23 protein-coding genes are annotated in these 25367 nt (G+C 63.6%); 6 read left to right on the top strand and 17 right to left on the bottom strand.

Going from position 1 to position 25367, the window contains the following annotated elements; genetic code table 11:
- The first annotated feature begins 27 nt into the window (after positions 1–27).
- The 4 genes from XW59_RS18760 to XW59_RS18775 are packed head-to-tail and all read left to right on the top strand — an operon-like array spanning position 28 to position 3408.
- On the top strand, positions 28–795 hold the full coding sequence (locus XW59_RS18760; RefSeq protein ID WP_047146874.1) for an ABC transporter ATP-binding protein: 768 nt from the start codon (positions 28–30) through the stop codon (positions 793–795).
- On the top strand, positions 788–1588 hold the full coding sequence (locus XW59_RS18765; RefSeq protein ID WP_047146875.1) for an ABC transporter permease: 801 nt from the start codon (positions 788–790) through the stop codon (positions 1586–1588). Before XW59_RS18760 ends, XW59_RS18765 begins: the two co-directional genes overlap by 8 nt.
- Before the next feature lie 33 nt (positions 1589–1621).
- A complete protein-coding gene (locus XW59_RS18770) occupies positions 1622–2665 on the top strand; it encodes an alcohol dehydrogenase catalytic domain-containing protein (protein ID WP_047146876.1) in 1044 nt (347 codons plus the stop codon).
- Positions 2666–2673: 8 nt separating this feature from the next.
- Positions 2674–3408 carry a hypothetical protein gene (locus XW59_RS18775; RefSeq protein WP_136068334.1) on the top strand — a complete coding sequence of 245 codons (735 nt, stop codon included), beginning with the start codon at positions 2674–2676 and terminating at the stop codon, positions 3406–3408.
- A 241-nt stretch (positions 3409–3649) separates the two neighbouring features.
- Here the strand turns inward: XW59_RS18775 and XW59_RS18780 are convergent, their stop codons facing one another.
- The 7 genes from XW59_RS18780 to XW59_RS18810 form a co-directional block, all read right to left on the bottom strand.
- Positions 3650–4327: a DUF1028 domain-containing protein gene (locus XW59_RS18780; protein ID WP_047146877.1), complete on the bottom strand. Its 678-nt coding sequence runs from the start codon at positions 4325–4327 to the stop codon at positions 3650–3652.
- Between the two features lie 34 nt (positions 4328–4361).
- Positions 4362–5162, bottom strand: coding sequence for an ABC transporter permease (locus XW59_RS18785; protein WP_047146878.1), 801 nt, complete (start codon positions 5160–5162; stop codon positions 4362–4364).
- A gap of 1 nt (position 5163) precedes the next feature.
- The gene (locus tag XW59_RS18790; RefSeq protein WP_047146949.1) at positions 5164–6030 is read right to left on the bottom strand and encodes an ABC transporter permease; all 867 of its coding nucleotides are present in this window, start codon (positions 6028–6030) and stop codon (positions 5164–5166) included.
- Positions 6031–6095: 65 nt separating this feature from the next.
- A complete protein-coding gene (locus XW59_RS18795) occupies positions 6096–7145 on the bottom strand; it encodes an extracellular solute-binding protein (protein WP_047146950.1) in 1050 nt (349 codons plus the stop codon).
- Positions 7146–7184: 39 nt separating this feature from the next.
- Positions 7185–9161 carry a hydantoinase B/oxoprolinase family protein gene (locus tag XW59_RS18800; RefSeq protein ID WP_047146879.1) on the bottom strand — a complete coding sequence of 659 codons (1977 nt, stop codon included), beginning with the start codon at positions 9159–9161 and terminating at the stop codon, positions 7185–7187.
- Positions 9158–11227, bottom strand: a complete 2070-nt coding sequence (locus XW59_RS18805; RefSeq protein ID WP_047146880.1) for a hydantoinase/oxoprolinase family protein — start codon at positions 11225–11227, stop codon at positions 9158–9160. Before XW59_RS18805 ends, XW59_RS18800 begins: the two co-directional genes overlap by 4 nt.
- 14 nt (positions 11228–11241) lie before the next feature.
- Positions 11242–12312, bottom strand: coding sequence for an ABC transporter ATP-binding protein (locus tag XW59_RS18810; protein WP_047146881.1), 1071 nt, complete (start codon positions 12310–12312; stop codon positions 11242–11244).
- Between the two features lie 221 nt (positions 12313–12533).
- On the opposite strand from XW59_RS18810, the gene XW59_RS18815 reads away from it, so the two are divergent.
- Positions 12534–13556 (top strand): LacI family DNA-binding transcriptional regulator, encoded by a 1023-nt coding sequence (locus XW59_RS18815; RefSeq protein ID WP_246666139.1) that lies wholly within the window; start codon positions 12534–12536, stop codon positions 13554–13556.
- A 2-nt stretch (positions 13557–13558) separates the two neighbouring features.
- Here the strand turns inward: XW59_RS18815 and XW59_RS18820 are convergent, their stop codons facing one another.
- The 10 genes from XW59_RS18820 to XW59_RS18865 all read right to left on the bottom strand — a co-directional run bounded on the left by XW59_RS18820 (position 13559) and on the right by XW59_RS18865 (position 23397).
- Entirely contained in the window at positions 13559–13957 is a 399-nt protein-coding gene (locus XW59_RS18820; RefSeq protein WP_246666140.1) for a RidA family protein, read from the bottom strand.
- A gap of 22 nt (positions 13958–13979) precedes the next feature.
- Positions 13980–14960 (bottom strand): oligopeptide/dipeptide ABC transporter ATP-binding protein, encoded by a 981-nt coding sequence (locus XW59_RS18825; protein WP_047146882.1) that lies wholly within the window; start codon positions 14958–14960, stop codon positions 13980–13982.
- Positions 14957–15931 (bottom strand): ABC transporter ATP-binding protein, encoded by a 975-nt coding sequence (locus tag XW59_RS18830; RefSeq protein WP_047146883.1) that lies wholly within the window; start codon positions 15929–15931, stop codon positions 14957–14959. Before XW59_RS18830 ends, XW59_RS18825 begins: the two co-directional genes overlap by 4 nt.
- On the bottom strand, positions 15928–17469 hold the full coding sequence (locus tag XW59_RS18835) for a gamma-glutamyltransferase (protein WP_047146884.1): 1542 nt from the start codon (positions 17467–17469) through the stop codon (positions 15928–15930). Before XW59_RS18835 ends, XW59_RS18830 begins: the two co-directional genes overlap by 4 nt.
- On the bottom strand, positions 17462–18373 hold the full coding sequence (locus XW59_RS18840) for a polysaccharide deacetylase (protein WP_047146885.1): 912 nt from the start codon (positions 18371–18373) through the stop codon (positions 17462–17464). Before XW59_RS18840 ends, XW59_RS18835 begins: the two co-directional genes overlap by 8 nt.
- Before the next feature lie 28 nt (positions 18374–18401).
- On the bottom strand, positions 18402–19193 hold the full coding sequence (locus XW59_RS18845) for a glucose 1-dehydrogenase (RefSeq protein ID WP_047146886.1): 792 nt from the start codon (positions 19191–19193) through the stop codon (positions 18402–18404).
- A gap of 7 nt (positions 19194–19200) precedes the next feature.
- Positions 19201–20061, bottom strand: a complete 861-nt coding sequence (locus tag XW59_RS18850; RefSeq protein WP_047146887.1) for an ABC transporter permease — start codon at positions 20059–20061, stop codon at positions 19201–19203.
- Positions 20058–20987, bottom strand: coding sequence for an ABC transporter permease (locus tag XW59_RS18855; protein ID WP_052958256.1), 930 nt, complete (start codon positions 20985–20987; stop codon positions 20058–20060). Before XW59_RS18855 ends, XW59_RS18850 begins: the two co-directional genes overlap by 4 nt.
- Positions 20988–21104: 117 nt before the next feature.
- Positions 21105–22619 (bottom strand): ABC transporter substrate-binding protein, encoded by a 1515-nt coding sequence (locus XW59_RS18860; protein ID WP_047146889.1) that lies wholly within the window; start codon positions 22617–22619, stop codon positions 21105–21107.
- Positions 22600–23397, bottom strand: coding sequence for a GntR family transcriptional regulator (locus tag XW59_RS18865; protein WP_052958257.1), 798 nt, complete (start codon positions 23395–23397; stop codon positions 22600–22602). Before XW59_RS18865 ends, XW59_RS18860 begins: the two co-directional genes overlap by 20 nt.
- A gap of 417 nt (positions 23398–23814) precedes the next feature.
- Here XW59_RS18865 and XW59_RS18870 point away from each other — a divergent pair, with 417 nt between their 5' ends.
- Complete coding sequence (locus XW59_RS18870; protein ID WP_047146890.1) at positions 23815–25320, top strand: ABC transporter substrate-binding protein; 1506 nt, start codon at positions 23815–23817, stop codon at positions 25318–25320.
- Positions 25321–25367 lie beyond the last annotated feature (47 nt).

The following is a 25367-nucleotide window of genomic DNA, read 5'->3' on the forward strand; positions in this document are numbered from 1 at the left end:
CGGCGTGGGCCTCCGCTGGAGTATCCCATGGATTTGCTGATCGACAATGTCAGCCACACCTATGGCGCCGTCGAGGTGTTGCGCGACATCTCGCTCGAAATCCCTCAGGGTCAGATCGTCTGTCTCATCGGGCCTTCGGGTTGCGGAAAATCTACCTTGCTGCGCTTTCTGGGCGGTCTGGAGGTCCCTTCGAAGGGCTCTGTGCTGCAGATCGGCGAGCCGGCTAAGGATTCGCTCAACCCGCTGACCTATGTGTTTCAGCACTTTGCGCTGCTGCCGTGGCGCACGGTTGAAGGCAATATCCGCCTGGTGCTGGAGGATCACGGTATCGGCCGCGCGGAGATGGACAAGATCGTCACCGACGTTTTGGCGCGGACACGCCTGTCGGACTTCCGCACGGCGTTGCCCAAGCAGCTTTCCGGTGGCATGAAGCAGCGCGTCGCCATCGCGCGCGCGCTCGCTGTGCGCCCCGCCGTCATGCTGATGGACGAGCCGCTGTCGGCGCTCGACAGCCAGACTCGCGAGCTTCTGATGGACGATCTCGTGGCGCTGTGGACCCGCCAACCCTTTACGGCCGTTTATGTGACGCACAATCTCGCCGAAGCCGTGCGGCTCGGCCATCGCATCGTGGTTCTTTCGCGCCGTCCCGGCCGCATTCGCGAGATCGTCGAGATCGATATGCCTCTCGACCAGCGAACGCTGGCAAATCCTGAGCTCGAAGCCAAGCAGAAGCAGCTTTGGAACCTGATGCGCGAAGAGGCCGCCGCCGCCGACCAGGAGTTGCTCGATGTCTGATGTCATGGTTCGCCGTCCCGTCGAATTCCGCGGCCGCGGCTTTGCTCCGCAGCATGTGCGCGGCATCGGCCTCATCGTTTTCATCGTCCTGATCGGGCTTGCCGAAATCGGCACGCGTACGGGCTTCATTTCCGCGCTGACGCTGCCGCGGCCCTCCGCCGTGCTGGACACGTTCGTTCAGCTCTACGAGACGGGCCTGTTGTGGAAGCACCTGCTGCCGTCACTGCAGAGGCTTTTCGTCGGCGCCTTCCTTGGCATTGCCGCGGGCGTTTCGCTGGGCGTGATGATCGGCCTTTTCAGCCTTGTCCGTGCCGGTCTCGTGCCGCTGGTGGCCGCCCTGTTCCCGATCCCCAAGATCGCGCTCCTGCCGCTTTTCGTCATCTGGTTCGGGATTGATGAAGCCTCAAAATATGCGCTGATCGCCTTCGGTACGTTCACGCCGACCGTCGTTGCCACCTATGGCGCAGTCGACAATGTCGACCGCAGTCTGATCAGGATGGGCCAGAGTTTCGGGCTTTCCTGGTGGTCTATCGTGCGCAAGATCGTCCTGCCGGGCGCTTTCCCGGCAATCCTTTCAGGCCTGCGCGTGTCGATCTCGATCGCCATCATCCTGCTCGTCGCAGCCGAGATGCTGGGCGCTGAATATGGCGTCGGTTCCTACATCCTGGAAGCTGGCGCGCTCTACGATCTCGAGCGGCTTTTCGCCGGTGTGACGATCCTTTCGATCATGGGCCTCATCATGAATTGGCTGATCGGCCTTATCGAGAAGCGTTTCCTTGGGTGGCGCGGTTAGAACCGCGCTGCCGACAACCGAAAGCAATGTGACATGCTGGCTTTGCAAAAGGTGCGGCCCGGCTCGGGAATCGAGTTGCGCGACCTGCCGGAGATATCGGAAATCCCCGCCGACGAGGTGGTGATCCGAACCGAGGCGACAGGGATTTGCGGAACCGACCTGCATATCGCCGAATGGACACCGGGTTATGAATCCATGCAGTCGGCGATGCCGGTCACGCTTGGCCACGAATTCGCCGGTACGATCGTATCCACGGGCATTTCGGTCGACAGCCGCTTTGTGGGGACGCGGGTCACTGTGCGGCCGTCCGTGGTGTGCGGTAAATGCGATGCCTGCCGCGTCGGCGACGAGGAAAATTGCACCGGCCGTCGCGGCATCGGCATCGGGCGCAGCGGTGCCTTTGCCGGCTACGTGGCTGCGCCTTTCGTCAATTGCGTGGTGCTGCCCGACGGGCTCGATTTCGAGATCGCCGCGCTGACGGAGCCGATGACGGTCTGCGCGGAAGCAGTCGATACCGGCGAGGTGAAGGAGAACGATCGTGTTCTCGTGCTTGGTCCAGGCTTCATAGGGCAGGGGATCGCGTTATTTTGCGATGCTGCCGGAGCATCCGAGGTGGTTATCTGCGGGCACAATGACGAAGCGCGGCTGAAGACGCTCAACGAGCTCGGTTTCGCCAATACCGTCGATACGGCCGGAACGACGCTTTCAGAAGCGCTTCACCCTTTCCTCCGGCGCGGCAAGTTCGATGTGGTCATCGAGGCGACGGGTGCTCCCCAGGTGGTGCCTGACGCGCTTGCCTGCCTGAAGAAGAGGGGGATCCTCGTCATCGCCGGCATCCACCCCCGGCCGGCCGAGATCGATCTCACGCAGTTGGTGCGCAACCACCAGCAGGTGAGGGGCTCCTATCGCGCGCCCACCGACACCTGGCATCGTGTCCTAAACTATCTAGCGGCGAACCAGGACCGTGTGCGGGGCCTGATCACGCATCGCGTCGATCTGGCGGATGTCGAGCAGGGCTTCGCTCTGGCGCTCGGTAAGACGGCTTCCAAGGTCGTCGTCCGCCATCCGCGGGCTTGAGGATGGTGATGTCCTCGCAAGGCTCCGCTTTCCTGGCACTGTGGAACGGCTTCGATCCGACGCTGCTCGATGAATATGAATGCTGGCACACATTCGAGCATGTGCCGGAGAGGCTTAGCGTTCCCGGCTTCCTTTCGGGCAAGCGCTACGCGACGGGCGAAGGTGCGAGGCGCAATTTCTTCACCCTCTATGAGATCGAGGCGCTCGACGTGCTCGAAAGCGCAGCCTATCGTGAGCTCGTCGACAAGCCGACTCTCTGGTCGGCCAAGATGCGGCGCTCCTTCAACGGCTTTCGCAGATATCCGTGCCGACGCGTGGCCGCAGCCGGAAGCGGCCTGGCAGGCGCGGCAGCGACTTTCATTATGCCCGTGACGAGGCTGGCCGACGAGGCGGATCGCCTTGCCGCTTTTCTTAGCGAGCAATATTCCTCCGGCAGGATCGCGTCGTTCCAGGTAGGCGTTTCGATTGCCAATCCGCACTACAAGGTGTTCAGCCAGGATTTTTCCGCTGAGGAGGATTCCTCGGTGGTCGTGGCCGTGGTCGAGGCAACCGGTCGCCCGGCGCTCGACGAACTGGGGCAAGCGCTTTTCGCGCGGATCGCGCCGGCGCTCAGCGAGGCCGGCACGCCGGACTGGGAAGTCTTCGATTTCCTCTACGCGATCGGCAAGCCGGAATTGCGCGAGGCGGACGGATGGCGCATTCGGCCGCGTGATGATCTGCGCGTGCTTTTCCGTGCCGGCTGATCCATCATTTCCGACAGCGAGCCTCGGCGTGGATGCGACGAGATTTTACTGTGTCCACAGGCGCGGCTGTGGCACTATACTGGCTTAATTCCTCGGCAATCACGTCGTTGATTCTCAGCCGCGTCAAACATGTCCGATAAATAGAATTATCGGACATCGTCTCACAAAGACAAGCGCGGCGGTTTTGTTCCTAAAATAGCTGATAATGCGCCGTTCTGATATGGCTTTCTGAAGCTTCGCACTAAACCTGCAAGGCCGAATTGATCAACGGCTTGAGCTCCGCGGGCCGCAGCACCTGGGTGACGAAGCGATCGACGAGCGGTTCATAGTGCTTCCAGAGCGTGCGCAAGGCTGTTGCCGGCAAAGGCTGGAAGTCGACACGCAGATCTACCAGCGGCCAAGCGTGACGATCGACGACCAAAAGCTTGGCGGCCATTGCCGGCTGGGTCTCGCCGCCCGCTTTAACTCCTGCGTCGAGCGCGTCGAGCAGGCGTTCGGCGAAGCTGTCGGCTTGCGAACTCTCGTAACCTGCGATCATTGCCGAGGTCACACTTTCGTTGGCGAGGAAATTGCCGACGGAGATGCAGGCATCGCCCTGATGCGCGGTGTTGATCGATTCAATGCGTGGCCCGTTGAAGAAAGCGGTGCGTCCCAGGCAATCGACGGCCGCGAACTGGCGCAGGTCCGGCTGGTCGCTGCCGGCCACCAGTATGTTGACGACCTCGTGAGCCGAAAAGCCTTGCGAGAGGAGATCGAGGCCGAGCGGTCCACTGCGGATGTCGGTGCGGTGCTGGGTCACGACCGCACCTGCGCCGGCGCGCGCCCATGGGCACCGATTGCCGACTGCGATGCTGGAACTCGCGACCGCTATCCCGAACATCCCGGTCTTTCGGTCGAGCGCGGAAAGGGAAAAGGTCATGATCGTACCCTTGATGTTTGTTGGTCGTGCGGCTTCACGTCGCCACCGTCATCTTGTGAATGCCGTAAACCCTGTCGGCGACGATGAGCGCTCCGACGGCCAACAGCAGTTGCAGCGTGGAGAGGGCGGCGATCGAGGGATCGAACTGATGTTCCATGTAGCTCAACATCACCACGGGGAGCGTGTTCGTCTGCGAACTGCCGAAGAAGTAGGAAACCGGCAGGTTGTCGAAGGAGGTGAGGAAGGAGAACAGGCAGCCCGCCGCGATGCCTGAGCGGATCAGCGGCAGGGTCACCTCGCGGAAGGTCACCAGTGGGCTCGCACCGAGAATGCGCGCGGCTTCCTCATAGGAGGGCGGAATCGAGCGATAGACGGCAGTGACCGTGCGCAGCACATAAGGCAGGCACACGACCGTGTGGGTGATGACCAGCGCGGTGAAGGAGACGCCGATGCCGATTTGCGAGAGGAAGAACAGCGAGGCGAAGCCGATGACGATCATCGGCATGGACAGCGGCGAGAGCAGAAACGTCGACACGGCGTTCGCCCAGCCGGCGCGGGCACGCGCGAGATAGAGGCTGGCGGGAATGCCGATCACGCATGAAAGCAACGTTGCGACGATCGCCAGCGTGAAACTGACGAGGAGGGCATCGATGAAGGGCTGATACTCGAAGATGCGCGCGAACCAACGCAGGGACCAGCCGGGGATCGGAAAGGCGGCGAAGCTGGCGGAAGTGAAGGAAATCAGCACCACGATCAGGATCGGCGCCAGCATGAAGACAAAGAACAGAACGACGAAGACGAGGAGTACAAGGTCGGTAAGCGATCTGGCGCGCATGTCAGCTTCCTCCCTGGCGGCGCACCAGCCGCAATTGCAGATAAAGGCAGGCGAGCGCGATGACGAGCAGGACCGTGCTCATCGCGCTTGCCATGGAGAAGTCGCGCGTGGTGTTGAACTGTTGATAGATGAAGAGCGGCAGCGTCTGGAAGCCGCCACCCAACAGCACCAGCGTCACGAAGCTGCCATTGGCGATCATGAAGACGAGGATCGCCCCGGTGCCGATGCCATCCGCCGACAGCGGCAGGGTAACCTCGCGAAAGGTGCGCCAGCGTCCCGCGCCGAGGATCTGCGCGCTTTCCTCGAGCCGCCGGTCTATGCCCTGCAGCACGGTGGCGATCGATAGCACCATGAAAGGAACGAGAACATGCACCAGCCCGATTATGGCGATGGCGGGCGTGTTCATGATCTGCAGCGGCCGTTCTAGCCAGCCGAGCTCCTGAACGAGAAGATTGTTGACGAGGCCGCGCCGGGCAAACAGTACCTGCCAGCCGAAGGTGCGCATGATGATCGAGGTCAAAAGCGGCGCGATCAGCAGGAAGATGACGAGGCCGCTCCAGCGACCGGCCTTGCGTACGAGGAAATAGGCGACGGGATAGCCGATGGCGGCGCAGATCAGCGTAACGACGGTGGAGAGCACCACCGTCTCCAGGGTTACGCCGAGATAGAAGCGGTCAGTGAGAAGCTGGACGTAGCGGGCAAGGGTGAAGCCTTGGCCATCGGCCGTGGCGAAACTGCGCATCGCATTGTCGAACAGCGGCAGCACGAAAAAGGCGACGAGGAAGAGGACGGCCGGCCCGATGAGAAGCAGGCCGCGCAAGCCGCGTGCTCCAAGCCGGGATTTCGTCTTGTCGACCGCTGTCGCCATTCCGATGTCCTTTTGCCGCTCGTCGGCATGGCCCGGCCACCGGACGATGCCGATCTGGTTCTCGCCTACATGCCGATCTCGCGGTTCCAGCGGTCCACCCACTCGTTACGGACTTCCGCAATCTGCTCATAGGGCGGGAAGGCCGCGTTCTGCCAGGGTGTAATGCGCGGCTTGAGCTTCTCGGAGTAGACGACCTCCTCGTTGGTGACGCCGTAATTCATGATCTCTGCGAACTTGGTCTGGTTTTCCGCGTCAAGAACTTCGTTAAGATAATCCCAGGCCAGTGGATTGGCATTGACCGGCTTCTGCACGGCTACGGCGTTGAGCGAGCCGCCTTCCTCGGGATTGATGAAGCCCATCCAGGTCGCGCCCTCGTCGTAGTGGTTCCAGGTGCGGCCATCGAAATAGATGCCGAGCTCCGCCTCGCCGGAGGCGAGATGATTGAAGAAATCGTTGGGCCCGCCCCAAAAGACCAGATTGTCCTTCATCCGCGCGACGGCATCGAAGAACGGATCGACATTGTCGACGCCGCCGCCCAATGCCTCGGCCATCGCCCAGATCAGCATGATCGGCGTTACCGCATAGGCGATCGAAGGCAGCGACGCGATGAATTCGCCGTCGGCCACCCGGTCGACGAATTCGGCGAAGGACTTGGGCGGCTCGGCGACGGTCTCCTTATTGTAGGTGATACCGGCGACGCCATAGTCGAAGACGGTGCCCTTGCCTATCACGCTGTCGGTGAAGACCTGCGGTATCTGGGCGAGGTTGGGCAGCTTCTCGACGGTGAAGTCGTCCATCAGCCCGGCCTTGGCCGCGGTTAACGCCAAGTCCGGCGTCATGATGAGCACGTCGACCGGCGGCTTTTCGGGATTGGCCTCGACCTGGGCAAGCCATTGCGGCGGCCCGCCGAGCGACACCGTGGCCGTGGCGCCGGTCTTCGCCTGGAAGGGCGCGACGAAGCAGTCGCGCACGGCCTGCTCCCAGACCCCTCCGAACGCGGTCACGTTGAGCGGAGCTCCTTGAGCGTTGACGAGGCGGGGAAATCCGCCCAGCGCCAGAGCGGTTCCGGCCATGGCGCCGGATTTCAGCAGTCGTCGTCTCGTGAAGGTCGTCATTTCCATCTCCTGCCTTAACAGTTGAGAATCATCGCTTCATCAATCGGCAAGCGCCGCCCGGAGCGCCTGGCGGGCGGTCTCGGCCTGATCCGGCGTTGCCGGTTTGCGCGGAAAGCCTTCCGGCAGCCGGCCGAGAGCGCCGCCGAGGATTTCGTGACGCAACCGCTGTCTGCGGGCGAGCGGCTGCGCGAGAAGCTTGTGGTTCAGCGCGTCCATCAATTCGGGCGCGAAGATTTCTTCCCAGGCATCACGCTCGGGTCCGAAGGCGATTTCCTTGTTGCCGGCAACACGGCCGGCGCGCGCGGTCTGTGTTGCATGCTCGTCGACGCCGCCGTCGGCAATGACGACGCCATAGTCGCGGCGCGCGCCCTCGATGGTGACGAAGCCGTTCGCCACATCGGCGAGCACGGCGGCCGGATCGCGCCGATAGGGGTTGCCCCAGCCGCCCGCGCCCGGCGTGCGGAAGGACACGATATCACCGGCATTGACCTCGAGCACATCAATCTTGCCGAGGTGGTGTTCGTTGGGCATGCCTTCGTTGACGACGAGGCTACCGGGCTCGCCGGCGTTCGCGCCGCTGCGCCCCCATGGGCGGAACAGCAGCCGCTCCATGCCGCGGCCCAACACGTTGGTGCCGTCGGTGAGCACGCGGAAGGTGAGCTCCATGCCGCAGCCACCGCGCCATTCGCCCGCGCCGCCGGAATCCGGCCGCAGGGCATAGCGCAATATCTCGATGCCGAGTTCGGCCTCGACCGTCTCGACGGGATTGTTGGCGAGGTTGGAGATGCCCGAATCGCGGCCGTCGACTCCGTCGTGCCCTTGGCGCGCGCCGGTGCCGCCGATCATCGGCTCGACCACCTGTACGTTGCGGCCACCCTTGGCATTCGGCTCGGCCATGACGACTGGGATCACCGTTCCACTGGAGGCGGCCGGCATCACCGAGGGCAATGCCAGACCGAAGGCGCCGTTGAGAACGTCGTTGACCCGGATCGCCGCCGCATGACGGACGCCGGTGGCCGCAGGCTCCTCTGGATTGACGATGCTGCCCAGCGGCGCTTCGATGGAGACCGGGCCGAGCAGGCCGGCGTTGAGCGGCACGGTTTGGTCGAGCGTATGGACCAGCGCCAGCACGCGCAGCGTCAACCAGGCATGCGGGCGCCCGCGCGAGGGGATGTTCATTGCGGCCGCGACCTGCGGATCGGAGCCGGTGAAGTCGAGATGCACGGTGCCGCCGCGGATCGTCAGTGCAAGTGCGAGGCGCACCGGCAGGTGGCTCACCGCGTCGTCATCGAGATAGTCGACGAAACGATATGTGCCTTCGGGAATGGTGGACAGAACGCTGCGCGCCTTCTGGTTTGCATAGGCGACAAGGTCCTCTTCCGCCTCGAGAAGAGTCGCGGCGCCGTGCTGGGCGATGACCTGGTCGATGCGTCGCTGGCCCGCCGCCAAAGCGGCGAGCATGGCGCGAATGTCGCCCATATTGGCATCGGGGGTGCGGCTGTTGGCATCGAGGAAGAGGCGCACGTCCGGATTCATCTCGCCCCGGCGCATCAGCTTGACCGGCGGTATGCGCAGACCTTCCTGGTAGATTTCGGTGTTGGTCGGAGAGATGGAGGAGGGAACGCGTCCGCCGACGTCCGAACAATGCACGAAGCACCAGCCATAGGCGACGACCTCGCCTTCGTGGAAATAGGGTGCGATCATGTGCAGGTCCGGCAGATGGGTCGCAAGGCCTTCCGAGCGGTAGGGGTCGTTGGTCAGGATCACGTCGCCCGGTTCCAGCGGGCCGACCGCCTCGATCGCTGGAGCGCATTCCAGTCCGACGAAGCCCGAAACGCCGATCGAGCGCGGATAGGCGAAGAAGCGGCCGTCGAGTCCGGCCAGCGCACAGGCGAAGTCGGCCGTTTCCTTGACGTAGAGCGTGCGGCCCGTGCGCTGCAGCGTCAGGCACATCTCCTCGGTGATCGCGGCGAGCTTGTTGTTGAGGATTTCCAGCGTGACGGGATCGAGCTTCATTTCGCGATGCCTTCGAGATGCAGATTGCCCATCCGGTCGATGCGACCGGACCATCCGGGCAGGATGACGACGGTGGTGTCCTCCTGTTCGACGATGGCAGGGCCGGCCAGGCTCTGGCTCGCCACCAGCGCGGCGCGGCTGTAGACTGCGGCCGGAATCCATGTCCCGCGATGATAGATAGGGCGTTCGCCCTTCGGACCCACAGCCGTGCCGCCGGCGTAGAGATCGGGTACCGGCAGGTCCGGCGTGATGCCGACGGCGGCCAGTCGCGCCGTGCCCAGTTCCACGACGGCCTCGGTGTCGCGGAAGCCGTAAATGCGCTCGTGCTCGCGATGGAAGGCCTCGGCGATCGCGTCTGCCGTTGTCGCGTCGGCAGGAAGGTTGACTCTGAGTTCATAGGCCTGGCCGGCATAACGCATGTCGACGGCTCGGTCGAAACGGGTCTCGCCCTTGGCGCCTCCCTCGGCTGCAAGCCAACTCAGCCCCTCGGTCCTCAAAGCCTCGAAGGTTTCGGACAGCGTGGCGGAGGAACCGGCGTCAAGTGCGAGCCGCAGGCTGCGAACGAAATCACGGCGCAGGTCCGCGCCCGCAGCGCCCATGGCACAGAAGGTGCCGGCGGCAGGCGGGACGATGATGTGCGGAATGCCGACTTCTTCCGCCAGCAGGTTCGCATGTGTCGGCCCGGCGCCGCCGAAGGGAACCAGTGCAAAGCCACGCGGATCGAGCCCACGCTCGGCGAGTGTCTTGTAGAGCGCGCTGGCCATGCCTGCGGTGGTGACGGCGAGCGCGCCCTCCGCCGCCCTGGCCGCGACGTCGGCGACATTCCCGGAAAGGCCGATTCTGGTGCCGACGGAAGCGAGCGCGGCGCGGGCCGCATCGCCGTCGAGCTTCATGCGCCCGCCGAGGAAACCGGCCGGATCGATATAGCCGAGCGTCAGATAGCAGTCGGTGACGGCGGGCTGATCGCCGCCCTGGCCGTAGGAGACCGGCCCAGGCTTCGCGCCGGCGCTTTGCGGTCCCACCTTGATGATACCGTGCTGGTCGACCCAGACGATCGAACCGCCGCCGGCGCCGATCGCGCTGACATCGACCACCGGTAACACCAGCGGAAGGCCGCCTATATCCGTGCGGGTGGCCAGTTCCGGCATGCCGCCGGCCGCGATGGCGATATCCGAGGACGTGCCGCCCATGTCGAAGGTGATGATGCCTGGCGTGTCGACAGCCTGGGCGAGCCTCACCGCGGCCATTACGCCCGAAGCAGGGCCGGAAAGGATGGTCTCGACGGGCCGGTCGACCGCAGAGGCTGCGCTGAGCGAGCCGCCATTCGAAGCTGTCACCACGATCGGTGCGGTCACGCCGCGCTCGGTCAGCCCACCCCGCAGGCCATCGAAATAGTGCTGGATGAGTGGTTGGATATAGGCGTTGAGGCAAGCGACGAGCGTGCGCTCATATTCACGGATCTCGGGCCAGATCGAAGCAGCAGATGTGATGGCGAGGCCGCCTGCCTGGCTCGATATCCGTTCTGCAAGCTCGCTCTCGAAATCGGGATGGGTGTATCCGTTGATCAGCACGAGCGCAGCTGCGTCGAGCTTCAGCGCCTGCAATTCCGCAGTGACCCGAGAAATCTCCATCTCGTCCGGCCTGGCAGTGACCGCGCCGGAAGCCGACAGCCGCGCGCCGATCTCGATGATGCGCTCACGGGGAACCAGCGGGATTTCCTTGTCCGCATGGAAGTCGAAGGACGATGGCATGCGGCAGCGCGCGATCTCCAGAATGTCGCGATAGCCGCTGGAGACGATGAGGCCGATGCGGGCGCCCTTGCGCTGGATGATGGCATTGAGACCGATCGTGGTGCCGTGCATCAGCACGGAAACGTCCCGGGGCCCCAGACCGACCTGGTCCAGAAGCGCCTGCAGGCCGTCGATCAGCGCTCGCGACGGATCGTCGGGCGTCGACGGCTCCTTGTAGAAGGAGAGGCTGCGGTCGCGCGGGTCCGACAGGACGAAGTCGGTGAAGGTCCCGCCGACATCTATGCCGATGCGCGCGCCTCTTGTTGCGGCTGTCATTTCACTTCCATTCCTCATTCGGGGTCGACCAGAATGCCGTCATCGGCGTTCCAGCCAAGCCAATGTTCCTCGCCGACCCGGTAGGTGATGGCGCCGAGCGGACCGTCGGCCTGCCTGTAGACGAAAATCTCGTTCTCCATTCCCTCGACGCGAACCTGATAGGCCGCGTAGCTGCCGCGAAAGACCGCGCCGGTTATCCGGCCCCGGAGGCGCGACGGGCACCGCTCCGCCTCGTCGCCGAGCACCATGCGTTCCGGGCGGATCGAAAGCACGACCGGAGCGCCAGCGGGCTGCGGCTCGGGCAGCGCGAAGGAATAGGCGCCGGCGGCAAGCTTGCGGCCGTCAGCGTCGGCCTTGCCGGTCAGAATATTGGACGTCCCGAGAAACTCCGCCACGAAACGCGATGCCGGACGATCGTAGATCGTGCTCGGCGCGCCGATCTGCAGGATGCGCCCGGCATTCATGACGGCCACCTGATCGCTCATCGACAGCGCTTCCTCCTGATCGTGGGTGACGAGGAGAGTGGTGATGCCCAGCCTTTGCTGCATCTCACGGATTTCGAACTGCATGCTTTCGCGCAGGGAGCGGTCGAGCGCGCCCAGCGGCTCGTCGAGCAGCAGCACCCGCGGGTTGACGACCAGCGAGCGAGCGAGCGCGACGCGCTGCTGCTGCCCGCCGGAAAGCTGATTGGGATACATGTCCTCCCGTCCCGGCAGACGGATCATGTCGAGCATGCGCGCCACCTGCGTCTGTTGCTCCGCGCGCGAGGCGCCCGACATGCGCAGACCGAACGCAATGTTCTCGGCCACGGTGCGATGAGGAAACAGGCTGTAGTTCTGGAAAACCATGCCGAGATTGCGCTTATGCGGTGGCTGGTACGTGACGTCGTCGCCGCCGATGCGGATCGTGCCGCGATCGGGTTCCTCGAAGCCGGCGACCATGCGCAGCGTCGTCGTCTTGCCGCAGCCGGAGGGACCCAGCAGCGCAAGCAGCTCTCCCTCGCCGACCGTCAGGTCAAGTTCGTCTACCGCCTGTACGGGTCCGTAGGATTTGTGGATGTCGGCGAGACGGAGCTCAGCGGCCATGGATGGAAAATCCCGGAAGGTTGGAGCCCCGCCGATGCGAACGCCGAGCGTGGCTTTCAGGCTGGCTGCGCGAAATCATCCTTACGCCTTCCGTTCCCTAATTTTAGCGCTAAAATACGATTGGAAATCGATGAGTCAACCGAGCGCCGACAAAAGAAAATGAATTTGCCGACTGCGTCGATTTGATGGAATAAACTGCATTCGAGGATGCGGAAGGGCGAATGAAAACCGGTGACGGGCGCGTTGCGGATCAGCGCATGATAACCATGCAGGACGTCGCGAAGGCGGCCCAAGTCTCGCCGATGACGGTCTCCAACGCTTATCGGCATCCGCATCGCGTACAGGAGGCGACGCGGCTTCGGATCCTCGAGATAGCCTTGGAATTGGGTTATGTGCCTAACCTGTCGGCTGGCCACCTGGCGGCGGGGAAGAGCCGCGTGATCGGCGGGACGATTCCGTCGGTGAAGAACTCGAGCTTCTATCAGTATATCAGCGGGCTGCAAGAAGGTGTCGCCGAGCATGGCTACAAGCTGATCCTGATGCTGGCGGACACGCCGGAGCAGGAGATGGAGGCGATCGAGACGCTGATTGGCCTGCGCGTCGCCGGCATCGTTCTGATCGGCAACGAGCACGAACCGGCCTCGATCGACCTTCTCAGCAAGTCGCATATCCCGTTGGTCGAGACATGGCTCCTCGACGATGCGATCGACATGGCGATCGGCTATCGCATCGACCGCGCCATGCGCGAGGTCTGCCGCCATCTGGTGGCAAAGGGGCGCCGGCGGATCGGCTTGATAGGCTATGACAGCCCGGCCTCGCGGCGGTTCAACGAGCGGCCGCCGATTTTCCGGGAAGAGATGGCGCTTGCCGGACTGCGCTCCGATTTGATTTATCACGTGGAGGAGGCGCACGGTTTTGGCAGCGGGCCTCACGCATTGGAGGCGTTGCTGGCGATCGACCCGCAGCTCGACGCGGTGATCTGCCCGACCGATATCGTGGCCGCCAGCGTGATCTTCGAATGCGGGCGCAGGTCGCTTTCGGTTCCGGGCCAAATCGCCGTCGTGGGCTGGGGCGACTATGAGATCGCCACAGCGATGAACCCGGCGCTGACCACGGTGAAGCCGCAGCCCTGGCATATGGGCAATGGTGCGGTCGCCATGCTGGTCGATCGGCACGAGACAGGCAGGAAGAACGGCAGGAGCGTCGATACCGGCTATCTGCTCGTTGCCCGCGACAGCGCCTGAGTTCAGGCGACGGCGATGCCTTCGATCTCGATCAGCCATGCCGGGTCATAGGCGCCGGTGATGATCGTCGAGAGCGCGATCGTCCGATCGCCCATGACCTCCCAACGTACCTTGGCGTTGATATCGCGATGTTCGTAGCCCGCCAGGAAGACGGTGAGCTTGACCAGATTGTCGAGGCTCATGCCGGCCGCGCGCAATTGTGCCTCGACATTGGCCCAGGCAAGCCGTGCCTGGCTTTCGAAATCCTCCGGCATATGGCCGTCGGCGCCGACCGGGATCTGGCCACTTATATAAAGAGTGCGCGATGCGCCGGATATCTCGACGGCCTGGGCATAGCGCCGGGCGGCGGTCTGGGGGGCGTCGGGCGCGTTGACGGCGCGCCGGGTGATCGATGAGGTCATGAGCTTTTCCTTGATGTCGGTTTCAGGCGGCCGCGCGAACATGGCAGGCGGCGCGCCTGCCGCCATCCAGCGCAACCAGGGGAGGCGCGGTCTCGCGGCAGATCGGCTCGGCCAGCGGACAGCGCGTGACGAAGGCGCAGCCCTTCGGCGGATTGGCCGGGCTCGGGAGGTCGCCTTTGAGCACGATGCGCTTGCGGCTGCGCTGCGCGATCGGATCGGGCAGTGGCACTGCGCTCAAAAGCGCCTCGGTATAGGGATGGACTGGATTGGCGAAAACCTCGCTGGTCCTTCCCGTCTCGACCAGATGGCCGAGATACATAACCGCCACCCGGTCCGCGAAATGGCGCACCACCGACAGGTCATGGCTGATGAACAGATAGGAAAGGCGGAAGCGCTTTTGCAAATCGAGCAACAGGTTGAGGATCTGCGAGCGGATTGAAACGTCGAGCGCCGACACCGGCTCGTCGAGAATGAGCAGCTTGGGGTTGAGCGCCAGGGCGCGGGCGATCACGATGCGCTGGCGCTGGCCGCCGGAAAAGGCATTCGGCCGGCGCTCTGCATGTTGCGGATGGAGACCCACGAGCCCGAGCAGTTCGGCGACGCGCTCGCGGCGCTCCTTGGCGCTACCCATGCCATGGATGGCCAGCGGCTCGGCGATGCTCTCGCCGATCGTCAGCTTCGGATTGAGCGCGGCCACCGGATCCTGGAAGACGATCTGCACGTCGCGCGAGAAGGCGCGCAACGCAGCCGGCTCGCCATGCACGATCGGCTTGCCCTCGAAGCTGATCGTGCCGCTGGTCGGGCGTTGCATGCCGAGGATCGCCGCGCCGAGAGTGGATTTTCCGCAGCCGGACTCACCGACGAGTGCTATGCTTTCGCCAACGCCGATGTCGAGGTCGACGCCGTCGACCGCCTTCACCCAGCCGACCGGGCGGCCGAGGAGCCCACCGCGTATCGGAAAATGGACCTTGAGGTCGCGAACCGAAAGCAGCGTTTCGCTCATAGTATCGCTCCGACCCTGTCGCTGTGCCAGCATGCGGCGTTGCCGGAATCCGCGCGTGGCGTCAATGGCGGCTGACTTTCCACGCAATGCGAATCCGACAGCGGGCAGCGCGGATTGAAGCGGCATCCGACCGGCCATTGCCCGATGTCGGGCACGGTGCCTTCGATCGTCGGCAGGATGGTCTTGGGAGCGCCGTCGAGGCGTGGAATGGTGGACAGCAAAAGGCGCGTGTAGGGGTGCTCCTGGCCTGCGAAGATATTGCCGACCGGCGCTTCCTCGATCACGCGGCCGGCATACATGACCGCCACGCGATCGGCCATATCGGCCACCACGCCCATGTCGTGGGTGATGAGCAGGATGGCGGTGCCGGTCTCCTCACGCAACCGTTTCATCAGTTCGAGGATCTGTGCCTGGATGGTGACGTCGAGCGCCGTGGTCGGCTCGTCGGCGATCAAAAGCTTCGGCCGGCAGATCAGGGCCATTGCGATCATCGCGCGCTGGCACATACCGCCGGAGAGCTCGAACGGATACTGGCCATAGCGAAGCTCGGGTTCGGGAATGCCGACCTCCTCGAGCATTGCAATCGCCGCGCGCTTGGCCTCGCCCGGATCGATGTGACGATGTATGGCGAGATTCTCTTCGATCTGGCGCCCGATCTTCATCAGCGGATTGAGCGATGCGACCGGCTCCTGGAAGATCATGGCGATTTCATCGCCGCGCAATTTGCGGCGCCCGCTTTCCGGGAGGGCGCGCAAGTCGACGTCGCCGAGCATTACCCTGCCGGCGGCGAAACGCGCCGCCTTCGGCAGCAGGCCCATGATGGAAAAAGCGGTCATCGACTTGCCGCAACCCGATTCTCCCACAACGGAGAGGATTTCGCCCTGCGCGACCTGAAAGCTGACGCCGTCGACGACCGGCTTGCCGCCGATCGTGATCTTGAGGTCCTCAACCGTAAGGACGGGGTCCGTCATGCGCCCTCCATGCCGACCGCCGCCCAGGGATGATTGGGATGTGCCATGCCGATATTCTGGCCGTCGACGCGCATCACCGCCGACGGCACCGCGAAATTGACCGGGTAAAGCGTGTCCTCGACGATCTCGACGGGAAACTCCTCGGCGAGCCTCGTGGCGACATCCGTCCGGGCATTCTGGTTGACGCGCAGCGTGACGCCGCTGGCGTCCAGGCGCGGCGCGTGCATCGCCTCTTCGAGCGACATGCCAAAGGCGGCGACGTAGGAAAGGATCTGCGCCACCGAGGGCATGATCTGTCTGCCGCCGGCGGCGCCCAATGCGAATGCCGGCCGATCTTCAACCGTTGCGATCAACGGACACATATTGGCCAACGGCCGTACGGCCGGCGCGATCGAATTCGGTTGGCCTGGACGCGGATCGAACCACATGACGCCGTTGTTCATCAAAAGGTCGGTCGACGGTAGCACGACCTTGGAGCCGAAGCGCGACAGGAGCGTGTTGGTGATCGCGACCATGTTGCCGTCGCGATCGACGACGCTGACATGGGTCGTGCAGCTTTCGCCGCCGGCATGGCCGAGGCTGCGCAGCCGGTGCTCGGAGGCGCGCCGGATGGCGCGCGCGAAGGCAAGTGCCGTTTGACCCGACATTGCATCACCTTCCGGCAATGTGCGTTCGAGTTCGCCAAGCGCTTCCGCCAGGGTCGGCCCGCCTGACAGGCCGGACATCGCGTGGACCTGCATGCCACGATAGGCGGTCATCAGCGGCTTGCGCCAAACCGGCGCATAGTCGCGCATCTCCGAGGCATCGATCGACGATCCGCCGTCCTGCAGGTCGGAGATGATCAGCGAGGCGATCTCGCCTTCGTAAAAATCGCGCGGACCGACTTTCGCAAGCCGCTCCAGCATCGCAGCCTTGCGCGGCATCGCGAGGTGAGCATTGGCGCCGCGCTCGGGGACGCGCGGCGCACGACCTTCCTTCAGGAACAGCGCGGCAGATGCTGGAAAGTGTCCGAGTCCCTCGGCATCGATCGCCAGGCAAAGCACGGTGTACCAGTCGAGCACCAGGCCTCGTCGCGCATGTTCGATGGCGGGCTGCAGCGCTTCGGCGAAACTGATCGTGCCGAAGCGTTCGAGTGCCGCGGCAAGTCCTGCGATGGCTCCGGGCACGCAGATCGAGCCATAGCCGATGAGGTTGCGGTCTTCCTTCACCGACGGCCAGTCGAACCAGTCGCCGTCGCGGCCGGAAACGAGCGGATAATCGGCGGGATCGAGCTTGCCCGGAGAAATCACGTTGAAGTCGAGCGCATCGACCGCGCCGGTGCGTCCATCTGCGTGCAGGAGGAAGCCGCCGCCACCTATGCCGGAGAGCCAAGGCTCCACTACGCTCAGCGTCAAAATAGTGGTGACCGCCGCGTCGACCGCGTTTCCACCGCGCGAAAGCACCGCCGCGCCCGCTTCGGCGGCAAGCCAGTTCTGGCAGGCGACGAGGCCCTTTTCGCTTCGCACCGCGTGCTTGCGTACCGCCCAATGCTCAGTCATCGGCCCGTCCGAATCTGCGCGGGCCGATCGCTGCGGGAATAGCGCCGGCGACCGCGAAACGGCCGCTGTTCGCCGAGCTGGCATGATGCTTGGCGATCTCGGCCGCCGTTGCGACCCAGACGCTGCTTTCAGCCTTGATCTTGTCGAAGAGTTCTTCGAGCAGCGCGATGCGCTGGGCGCGTCCGGATATCCAATCGTGGACCGTCAGGGTGAACAACCCGCCGAAACGGTGGAGCATGCGCCATTCCGAAGTCCAGTCCTCAAGCACGGCGCGCCCGGATTGCAAAGGCCATTTGTCGCGACCGCCGCCCTCGAATTTGAAGAAGACGGCGTCGTCAACCGCCCATTGCACAGGGATCTCCAGTACCCCGTCGACGTCGTAGGGATGGTCGAAGCCGGAAAGCGAGGAATCATAGGCAAGCCCGAGACGCTTCACCTCGCGCAGCATATGGGGGGTCATCTCCCAGGCCGGAGAGCGGAAGCCCACCGGTGCGGCTCCGGTCTGTTTGACGAACAATTCATGGCTCGCCTCCAGCGCGCCGGTGAATTCCTTGTCGGAGACGTCGGCGACGATCTCGTGGAAATAGCCGTGCAGTCCCACCTCGTGGCCGCGCTCCACGATCGCCGGCAGGATTTCCGGATTGGTCTCGGCGACGAACCCGGGCACGTAGAAGCTTGCCTTGAAATCATAGCGTTCGAACAGGTCGAGAAGGCGGTAGAGGCCGGTGCGCGGGCCGAAGCGGCGGATCTCGATACCGGCGAGACGGTCGGGAACCTCGTCGCGTAGCGACCAGAGAAACGGCGAATGGGCGTCGACGTCGACCGACAGAAGCGCGGCGGACTGCTTGCCTGCAGGCCATTCATAGGCCGGCCACGGTGAGCTGTTGTGGGAAACCTTTGTCATGCTTTTGCTCCGTTCTGCTTCGTCGGCATCACAACGCCTTCTTCTTGGCCTGGAACACGGCCTGTGAGCCGATCGAATTGCCGCCGTCGACGGCCAGCGTCGCGCCGGTGACGTAGGAAGCGGCATCCGAGGCAATGTAGAGAACCGCGCTTGCGACGTCCTTCGGCGAGGAGGAACGGCGTAGCGGGATCGATGCGGTGACCGTCTCGACATGCTCGTCGGGAAGCTGGCTCACATTGCTTCCCGCGATGAAGCCGGGCTCGACCGCGTTGACGCGGATACCGTATTCGGCGAGCTCTAGGGCAAAGCCCTTGGTCAGGCGATCGAGCGCGGTCTTGGACAGGCAATAGGGAACGACGGTGGTGCGCATCTTGCGCGCCGCGCCCGACGATATGTTGATGATCGCCCCACGCTTGCCGGCGTCGATCATCTGGCGCGCGAAAAGCTTCGACAGGATGAAGGGCGCGCGCAGGTTGACGCCCATGATTGCGTCCCAATCGGCAACGTCGATGTCGAGCAGGAAACCGGAGGGGTAGATGCCGGCATTGTTGACGACGATGTCCGGCGCGCTCCAGCGCTGCTTGACCTTCTCGGCAAAGCTGGCAAGGGCGTCTGCGTCCATGAGGTCGGCGGCGATGGCGAAGTGCTGGTCGCCGCCCCCGAGCCTTTCGAGCGTTGCCGCAAGTTTCGCCTCGTCGCGGTCGGTCAGGCAAAGCTGCGCGCCGGCGTCGCGAAACGCCTCGGCGATCCAGCCGCCTATGATGCCGCAGGCACCGGTGACGATGACCTTTTTGTCTTTGAACTCTTCGGCGAAATGCATGGCAACCTCATCTTGAGCGTGGATCGAGGCGGTCACGGGCGTGATCGCCGATCAGATTGATGGAAAGAACGAGCAGGAACAGCGCGAGACCAGGGAAGGTGGCGATCCACCACGCTGTCGCAACATAATTGCGGCCGGTGGAAAGCATTGCGCCCCAGCTCGCCGTCGGTGGCTGCACGCCGAGCCCGAGGAAGGAAAGTCCCGCCTCGAACAACACCATCAGGCCGAATTCCAAGGTGGCGACGACGATCAGCGCGCCGGCGATGTTGGGCAGAACGTGCCGACCTAGCAGCCGCAGCCAGCCCGCACCCATGAAGCGCGACAGGCGTACGTAAGGCATGTTGGCGACTGACAGAGTCTGGCCGTAGGCGACACGCGCATAGCGTGGCCAGCGGGTGAGCGCCAGCACGATGACGACGTTGTAGAGGCTGGGACCCAGAACCGCGACCGTGATGATGGCGAGCAGGATGGCCGGAACCGAAAGCACGATATCGACGATGCGCATGATGATCGTCTCGACCCAGCCGCGATAGAAGGCGGCGATCATTCCGAGAACGCTGCCGAAGACGCCCGAAAGGATGACGGAGGCGAAGGCGACGAGAAGCGAAACGCGTGCGCCGTAGACGGTGCGGCTCAACACGTCCCGGCCGAGCTCGTCGGAGCCGAGCCAGTAGACGGCGCCTCGCGCCTCGTGACCGGGCGCCTTGAGGCGGGCGAGGAGGTTCTGGGCGTTCGGATCGAGCGGCGCGATGTAGGGCGCGAAAATCGCCATCAGGACGAGCGCGGTGAGGATCGCGGCGAAGGGGATCACCGTCCAGGGGATGGGCCGGCGGGAACGCTTGGTCGCAACCGGTGCCGCGGCGTTCATGCTGCGCCTCCCTCGATGCGGATGCGCGGGTCGATCAGGCTGTAGAGCAGATCGGCGATAAGGTTGAGAGCGATCGCGGTGACGGCGCCGAGCAGCACGACGCCCTGCACCACGAGGAAATCGCGCGCGTTGATGGCTTGCACGGTGAGCTGCCCCAGCCCCGGCCAGGCAAAGACCGTTTCCACGATCACCGCGCCGGCAAGCAGGTTGGCGATCTCCAGTGCGGCGACCGTGACGACGGGAATCGCCGCGTTGCGCAGGAGGTGACGCATGACGATGCGCCGCATCGGCAGGCCCTTGGCGTGCCCGGTGCGGACATATTCCTTCTCAAGCTCGTCGAGCACGGCGGTTCGGGCAACGCGCGCGAACGTTGCCATGGAGAGGAGGCCGAGCGCGATTGAGGGCATGATCAGGCTTGAAGGCTCGCGCGCGCCCGACGGCGGCAGCCATCCGAGCCACACGGCAAAGACGAGGATCATCAGGATAGCGCTCCAGAAAGTCGGCATCGACTGACCGGCAAGCACCACCGCCATCATCGCCTTGGCCTCCGGCTTGTCGCGCCTGACCGCCATCAGCACGCCGAGCGGTATGCCGATGCCGAATGCGACGACGAGCGCACCGCCCGCCAGCATCAGCGTATAGGGCAGGCGGCTCCAGATCAGCGTCGAGACCTGCACGTTCTGGACGTAGGAGCGGCCAAGATCGAAGGACAGCAGCCCGCGCATGAAATCGAAATATTGCACGATCAGCGGCCGGTCGAAGCCGAGCGAGGTGCGCAGCGCGTCGATATCGGCCTGCGTCGCGTTTTGCGGAACGAGCAGCAGCACCGGATCGCCGGAAAGGCGCTGCAGGAAGAAGATCAGGGTCATGACGCCGAGAACGGCGATCACCGCCTGTACGGTTCGCTTGAGAAAAAACGCCGACACCGGTTGCGGTTCCTTCAGCCCATCACGCGGCCCGGCCCTGGTGACCGGAGCGCGCGACCATGAATTTCAGCGAGGGCAAGGCGGGCCGTGCCGTTGCAAAGCTGCTTCGTTCCACCGTCAGTCCGTCCAGTCCATGCGGTTGAGGAACATGCTTTCATTGGCGGTCGGCGTCCATTCGAGCCCGGAAGCCGCGCCGTAGATGATCGCCGCCTGGTAGAGCGGAACCAGGGGAACTTGCTCGGCGACATAGGTGCTGACCGATTTATAGGCTTCCAGCCGCTCCCCTTCGTCGAGCGTGTTGCGGGCCTTGTCGAGGAGCGCGTCGATATCGGGATTGGCCGCCGCCGACCATGAGCTGCTGGAGTGAAGCAGCGGATAGAGCACGCCGTCGGCGTCCTGGCAGGCGCAGGACCAGCGCCCGAACGAGATGAAGGGCTGGTTCGTCGGCTCGCTCTGCACGCGCTGGAGATAGGTCGCCATGTCGGTCAGCTCGATCTCGACCTTGAGCCCGACATCGCTGAGCATCTGCGCGATCGCCTGGACGATGCGCTGGTCGAAGGTCGGCGAGGTGGCGAAGGAGAGCGTCTTGCCGGCCGCACCCGCTTCCTCGATCAGCCTGCGTGCCTCTTCGGGATCGTAGGGCGCGGCCTCGATGCCCTCGACGAAACCGAAATGCGACGGCGTCGCCATCTGGTCGAGCGGCTGGTCGAAGCCACCGAGCAACCCCTCGACGATGGCCTGCTTGTCGATGGCTTGGGCGATCGCCTTGCGCACCCGCACGTCGTCGAGCGGCCCACGGGCCGGATTGAGCTTCACATAGCCGATACGCTCGGTCAGCACGGTCAGCGGTTTGGCCGCGCCCGATCCTTCCAACTGGGCGGCGAGATCGGAATCAAGGCTGACGCCGAGATCCGCGGTGCCCGACTGCAGGTTTGCCACCCTCGTCGCGGCATCCGGCACGGCGCGGAACTCCGCGCCGGCAAACGCACCCTTGTCGTCCCAATACTCATCGTTGCGAACGAGCGAGACCGAGACGCCGCGTTTCCACTCGCCGATCTTGTAAGGACCGGAGCCCACCGGTTTCAAGTTGAACTCGTCGTCGCCGACGGCCTCGACCACGTGCTTGGGCACGATCGAAAGCTTGACGAGCTGGGCGAGCAGCACGGGATAAGCGCCGTCGGTCTTCAGCGTCACCTCGTGTTCGCCGGTCGCTTCGGCTGAGACGATCTTGTTGAACTGGCCGAGCTGGGGGCTGGCGAAAGCGGGGTCGATGATACGGCCGATGCTGAAGGCGACGTCTTCGGCCGTCAGCTTCTCGCCGTCATGGAAGACGACGTCGTCGCGGATACTGAAGACGATCTCGCTATCGGAGACATACTCCCAAGCGGTAGCGATCTGGGGGACGATCTTGCCCGCGTCGTCGCGTGTAAGCATGTTGTCGAAGATGTTGCGATAGACGTAATAGCTGTCGGGATTCCACTGCTTGTGGGGGTCGAGCGACGAGGGCTCGCTGACTAGGTCGACAACCAGCATTTCCTTGGCGGCGGCCGGCTGAAGGACGAGCGGCGAACAGGCGAAGGCGAGACCCGCGAGAGCAAAAGCGAGCGAGCGGCTAATTCTTCGTATCGTCATGTGTCCTCATCCCGTTCGTGGCTTCGTCCAGGTCTGGAGACCGTCTCGCGACATCCTTCCTGACGGAGCGACGGCGTGCGGTCCTGCTGCCGACGATTGCTTCCGATTCCAGGAAGCGGTCGAGCAGGAAGGTCTCCAGCACGGTGTTGGCAGCGCTCAGATGATCGAGCGCATCCGACTTGCGGCCATCAAGAAGCGCCTCGACCAGCCTCGACCTGTTCGCCGGCGTCAGGCGTGCAGGGCCGTTACCCTCGAAGAAATTGACCAGACGGATCGACCGATCCCAAAGATCGGTCAGCCATCCGGCGACGACCGGCATGGAAAGGCGTGCTGCGAGTGTGTCGAGCATGTCGCGCTCGCAGCGCCGGATGGTCGGCAGCACGTTGCCACCAAGCTCCTCACGCTGGGTGAGCGCGACGTGCATCTCGGCAAGACCGCGAAGTCGCGCGCGGTCATGCTCGTCAAGGACTGCGGAACACAGCATGGGCTCGAGATGGCGCCGGGCGGCGCTCAACTCGCGGATTTCACCGGCCGAGACCGGCGTGACCGACCAGCCGCTGCGGGCGCTGGACGACACGAAGCCGCTGGCCTGGAGACGCGCCAGCGCGGCTCGGACCGCACCGCGTCCCAGGGCGAATTCTCTTGCGAGTGCAACCTCGGAAAGGCGCTCTCCCGGCGCGAGGACGCAATGCACGATGGCGCTGCGTAGCGCGCGTTCGGCCGATTGTCCCTTGCCCGCGGCGGGAGTGGGCGAGGAGTATGCTTCGTTGTCCAACATATGTTTTATCTGACCTCTCAGTTATTAACTTTGGCATCTTTATGGGATGACGGGAAGAGCGTATTTTTCCATTTCGTCGGATGCATAGGGAAACCTTTTCCAGGTCGATGAAGAGTTCTCCGAACCGCTTGGAGTGAACTTCTCCCCGCAGGTGAAAGGCCGAAGCCGTGCCGCATGCGCCGCGATTTAGAAAACCATGCCAGACAAGAGCGGCCATTTGAAACAAAATGCAATTGCGCGTCGACTGTCAGCGTGTCAGGATCAGCTATTGATGTCGTAAGATTTAAAACTGAGATGTTAGTTTTGTCTATCAGACATCGAGCAGCTTCAGATTGCCGGCGCGGCGGGTCGGGCAGCTTTTGCTGAAAAAGCGGGGGTCCGTCGGGCTCTCAGGGGAACAATGGAAGGGAAGAGGACATGCGTCTGAACAAACTGCTGATCGCCGCACTGACGGCGGCAACTACACTGAGCCTTGCAGCGCCAATGGCGTGGGCGAAGGACATGTTGGTGATCGATTTCGTCGGCGAGCCGAATTCGCTCGATCCGCACGTGCAATGGAATCCCGACAGCTTCAACGTCTATCGCAACATCTTCGACAATCTCATCACGCGCGACGACGAAGGAAAGATCGCGCCGCAGATAGCGACGGAATGGAAATACCTTTCCGACACGAAGGTCGAGTTCAAGATCCGCGACGACGTCAAGTTCCATGACGGCAAGCCGCTGACGGCTGAAGACGTGGTTTTCAGCGTCAAGCGTATCACCGACCCTGCCTTCGCCAGCCCACAGCTTGGTCAGTTCAACCAGATCACCGATGCCGAGGCGGTCGATCCGACGACGGTCGTCCTGACCACTGCTGGACCCTATCCCGTCCTGCTGGCGCAGCTTACCAAGCTCTCCATCGTGCCCAAACACATCGTCGAGGCGGTCTCGAAGGACGAATTCAATCTCAAGCCGGTCGGCAGCGGGCCCTACAAGTTCGAGACCTGGAATCGCGGCGTCGAGGTCATCCTTGCGCGCAATGACGAGTATTGGGGACCCAAGGGCGCGTTTCCGAAAGCCTCCTTCCGAGCGGTTCCCGATGCGGCGACGCGCGTCGCAAACCTCCAGTCCGGCATCAGCGATCTCGTCACCAATATCGACAGCGATCTCGCCAGTCAGATCGATGCCTCCGGAAACGGCAAAGTGGTTTCGGCTCGCACCGAGCGCGTCGCCTATTTCGCCATGAACGTGCAGAAGGCTCCGCTGGACGATCCGCGCGTCCGCCTCGCCATCGCGCATGCCATCGACAAGGAAGGTATCGTGGAAGGCATTCTGGGCGGCTACGAAGCACCGGTCGACGAGCTCGCCTCGCCTGCCCATTTCGGCTGGATCGACGGGATCGAAGCGGCCCAATACGACCCCGAGAAGGCCAAGGAAATACTTGCAGAGGTCGGCGATGCGGCAAAGACGGAGTTCTCCATCCTTACCGCCCCGGTCTACGACCAGCGCGTGGTCCAGGCCATTCAGCAGATGCTCGCCGATGTCGGCCTGAACGCCAAGATCGAAATGACCGACATGGGCAACTGGATGCAACGCATGCAGTCGGGTCCCGAAAGCATCCCGCAGACCTCGTTCAGCCGCTGGAGCTGCGGTTGCCAGGACGCCGACGGCATTCTCTATCCGCTGCTGCATTCCTCCAGCGGCTGGGCGAACGTCAAGGACCAGAAGCTCGACGAGGTGCTTGATGCCGCCCGTTCCACCATCGATTCGGGCAATCGCCTGGAACTCTACAAGATGGTGCACGAGCTGGTGGTCAAGGAGAACTACATCATTCCGCTCTACCAGGCCTCCGTGATCTACGGTGCCGTGGACGGGGTGGAGTTCACGCCGACGCCGAACGAGAACATTTTCCTCAATCGCATTGGCTGGTCCGGTAATTAGGACCAAGCCGCGAAACGACGGAGGACCGGCCAACGCCGGTCCTCCTT

This window comes from Aquamicrobium sp. LC103 (assembly GCF_001014615.2).
Taxonomy (GTDB): domain Bacteria; phylum Pseudomonadota; class Alphaproteobacteria; order Rhizobiales; family Rhizobiaceae; genus LBCQ02.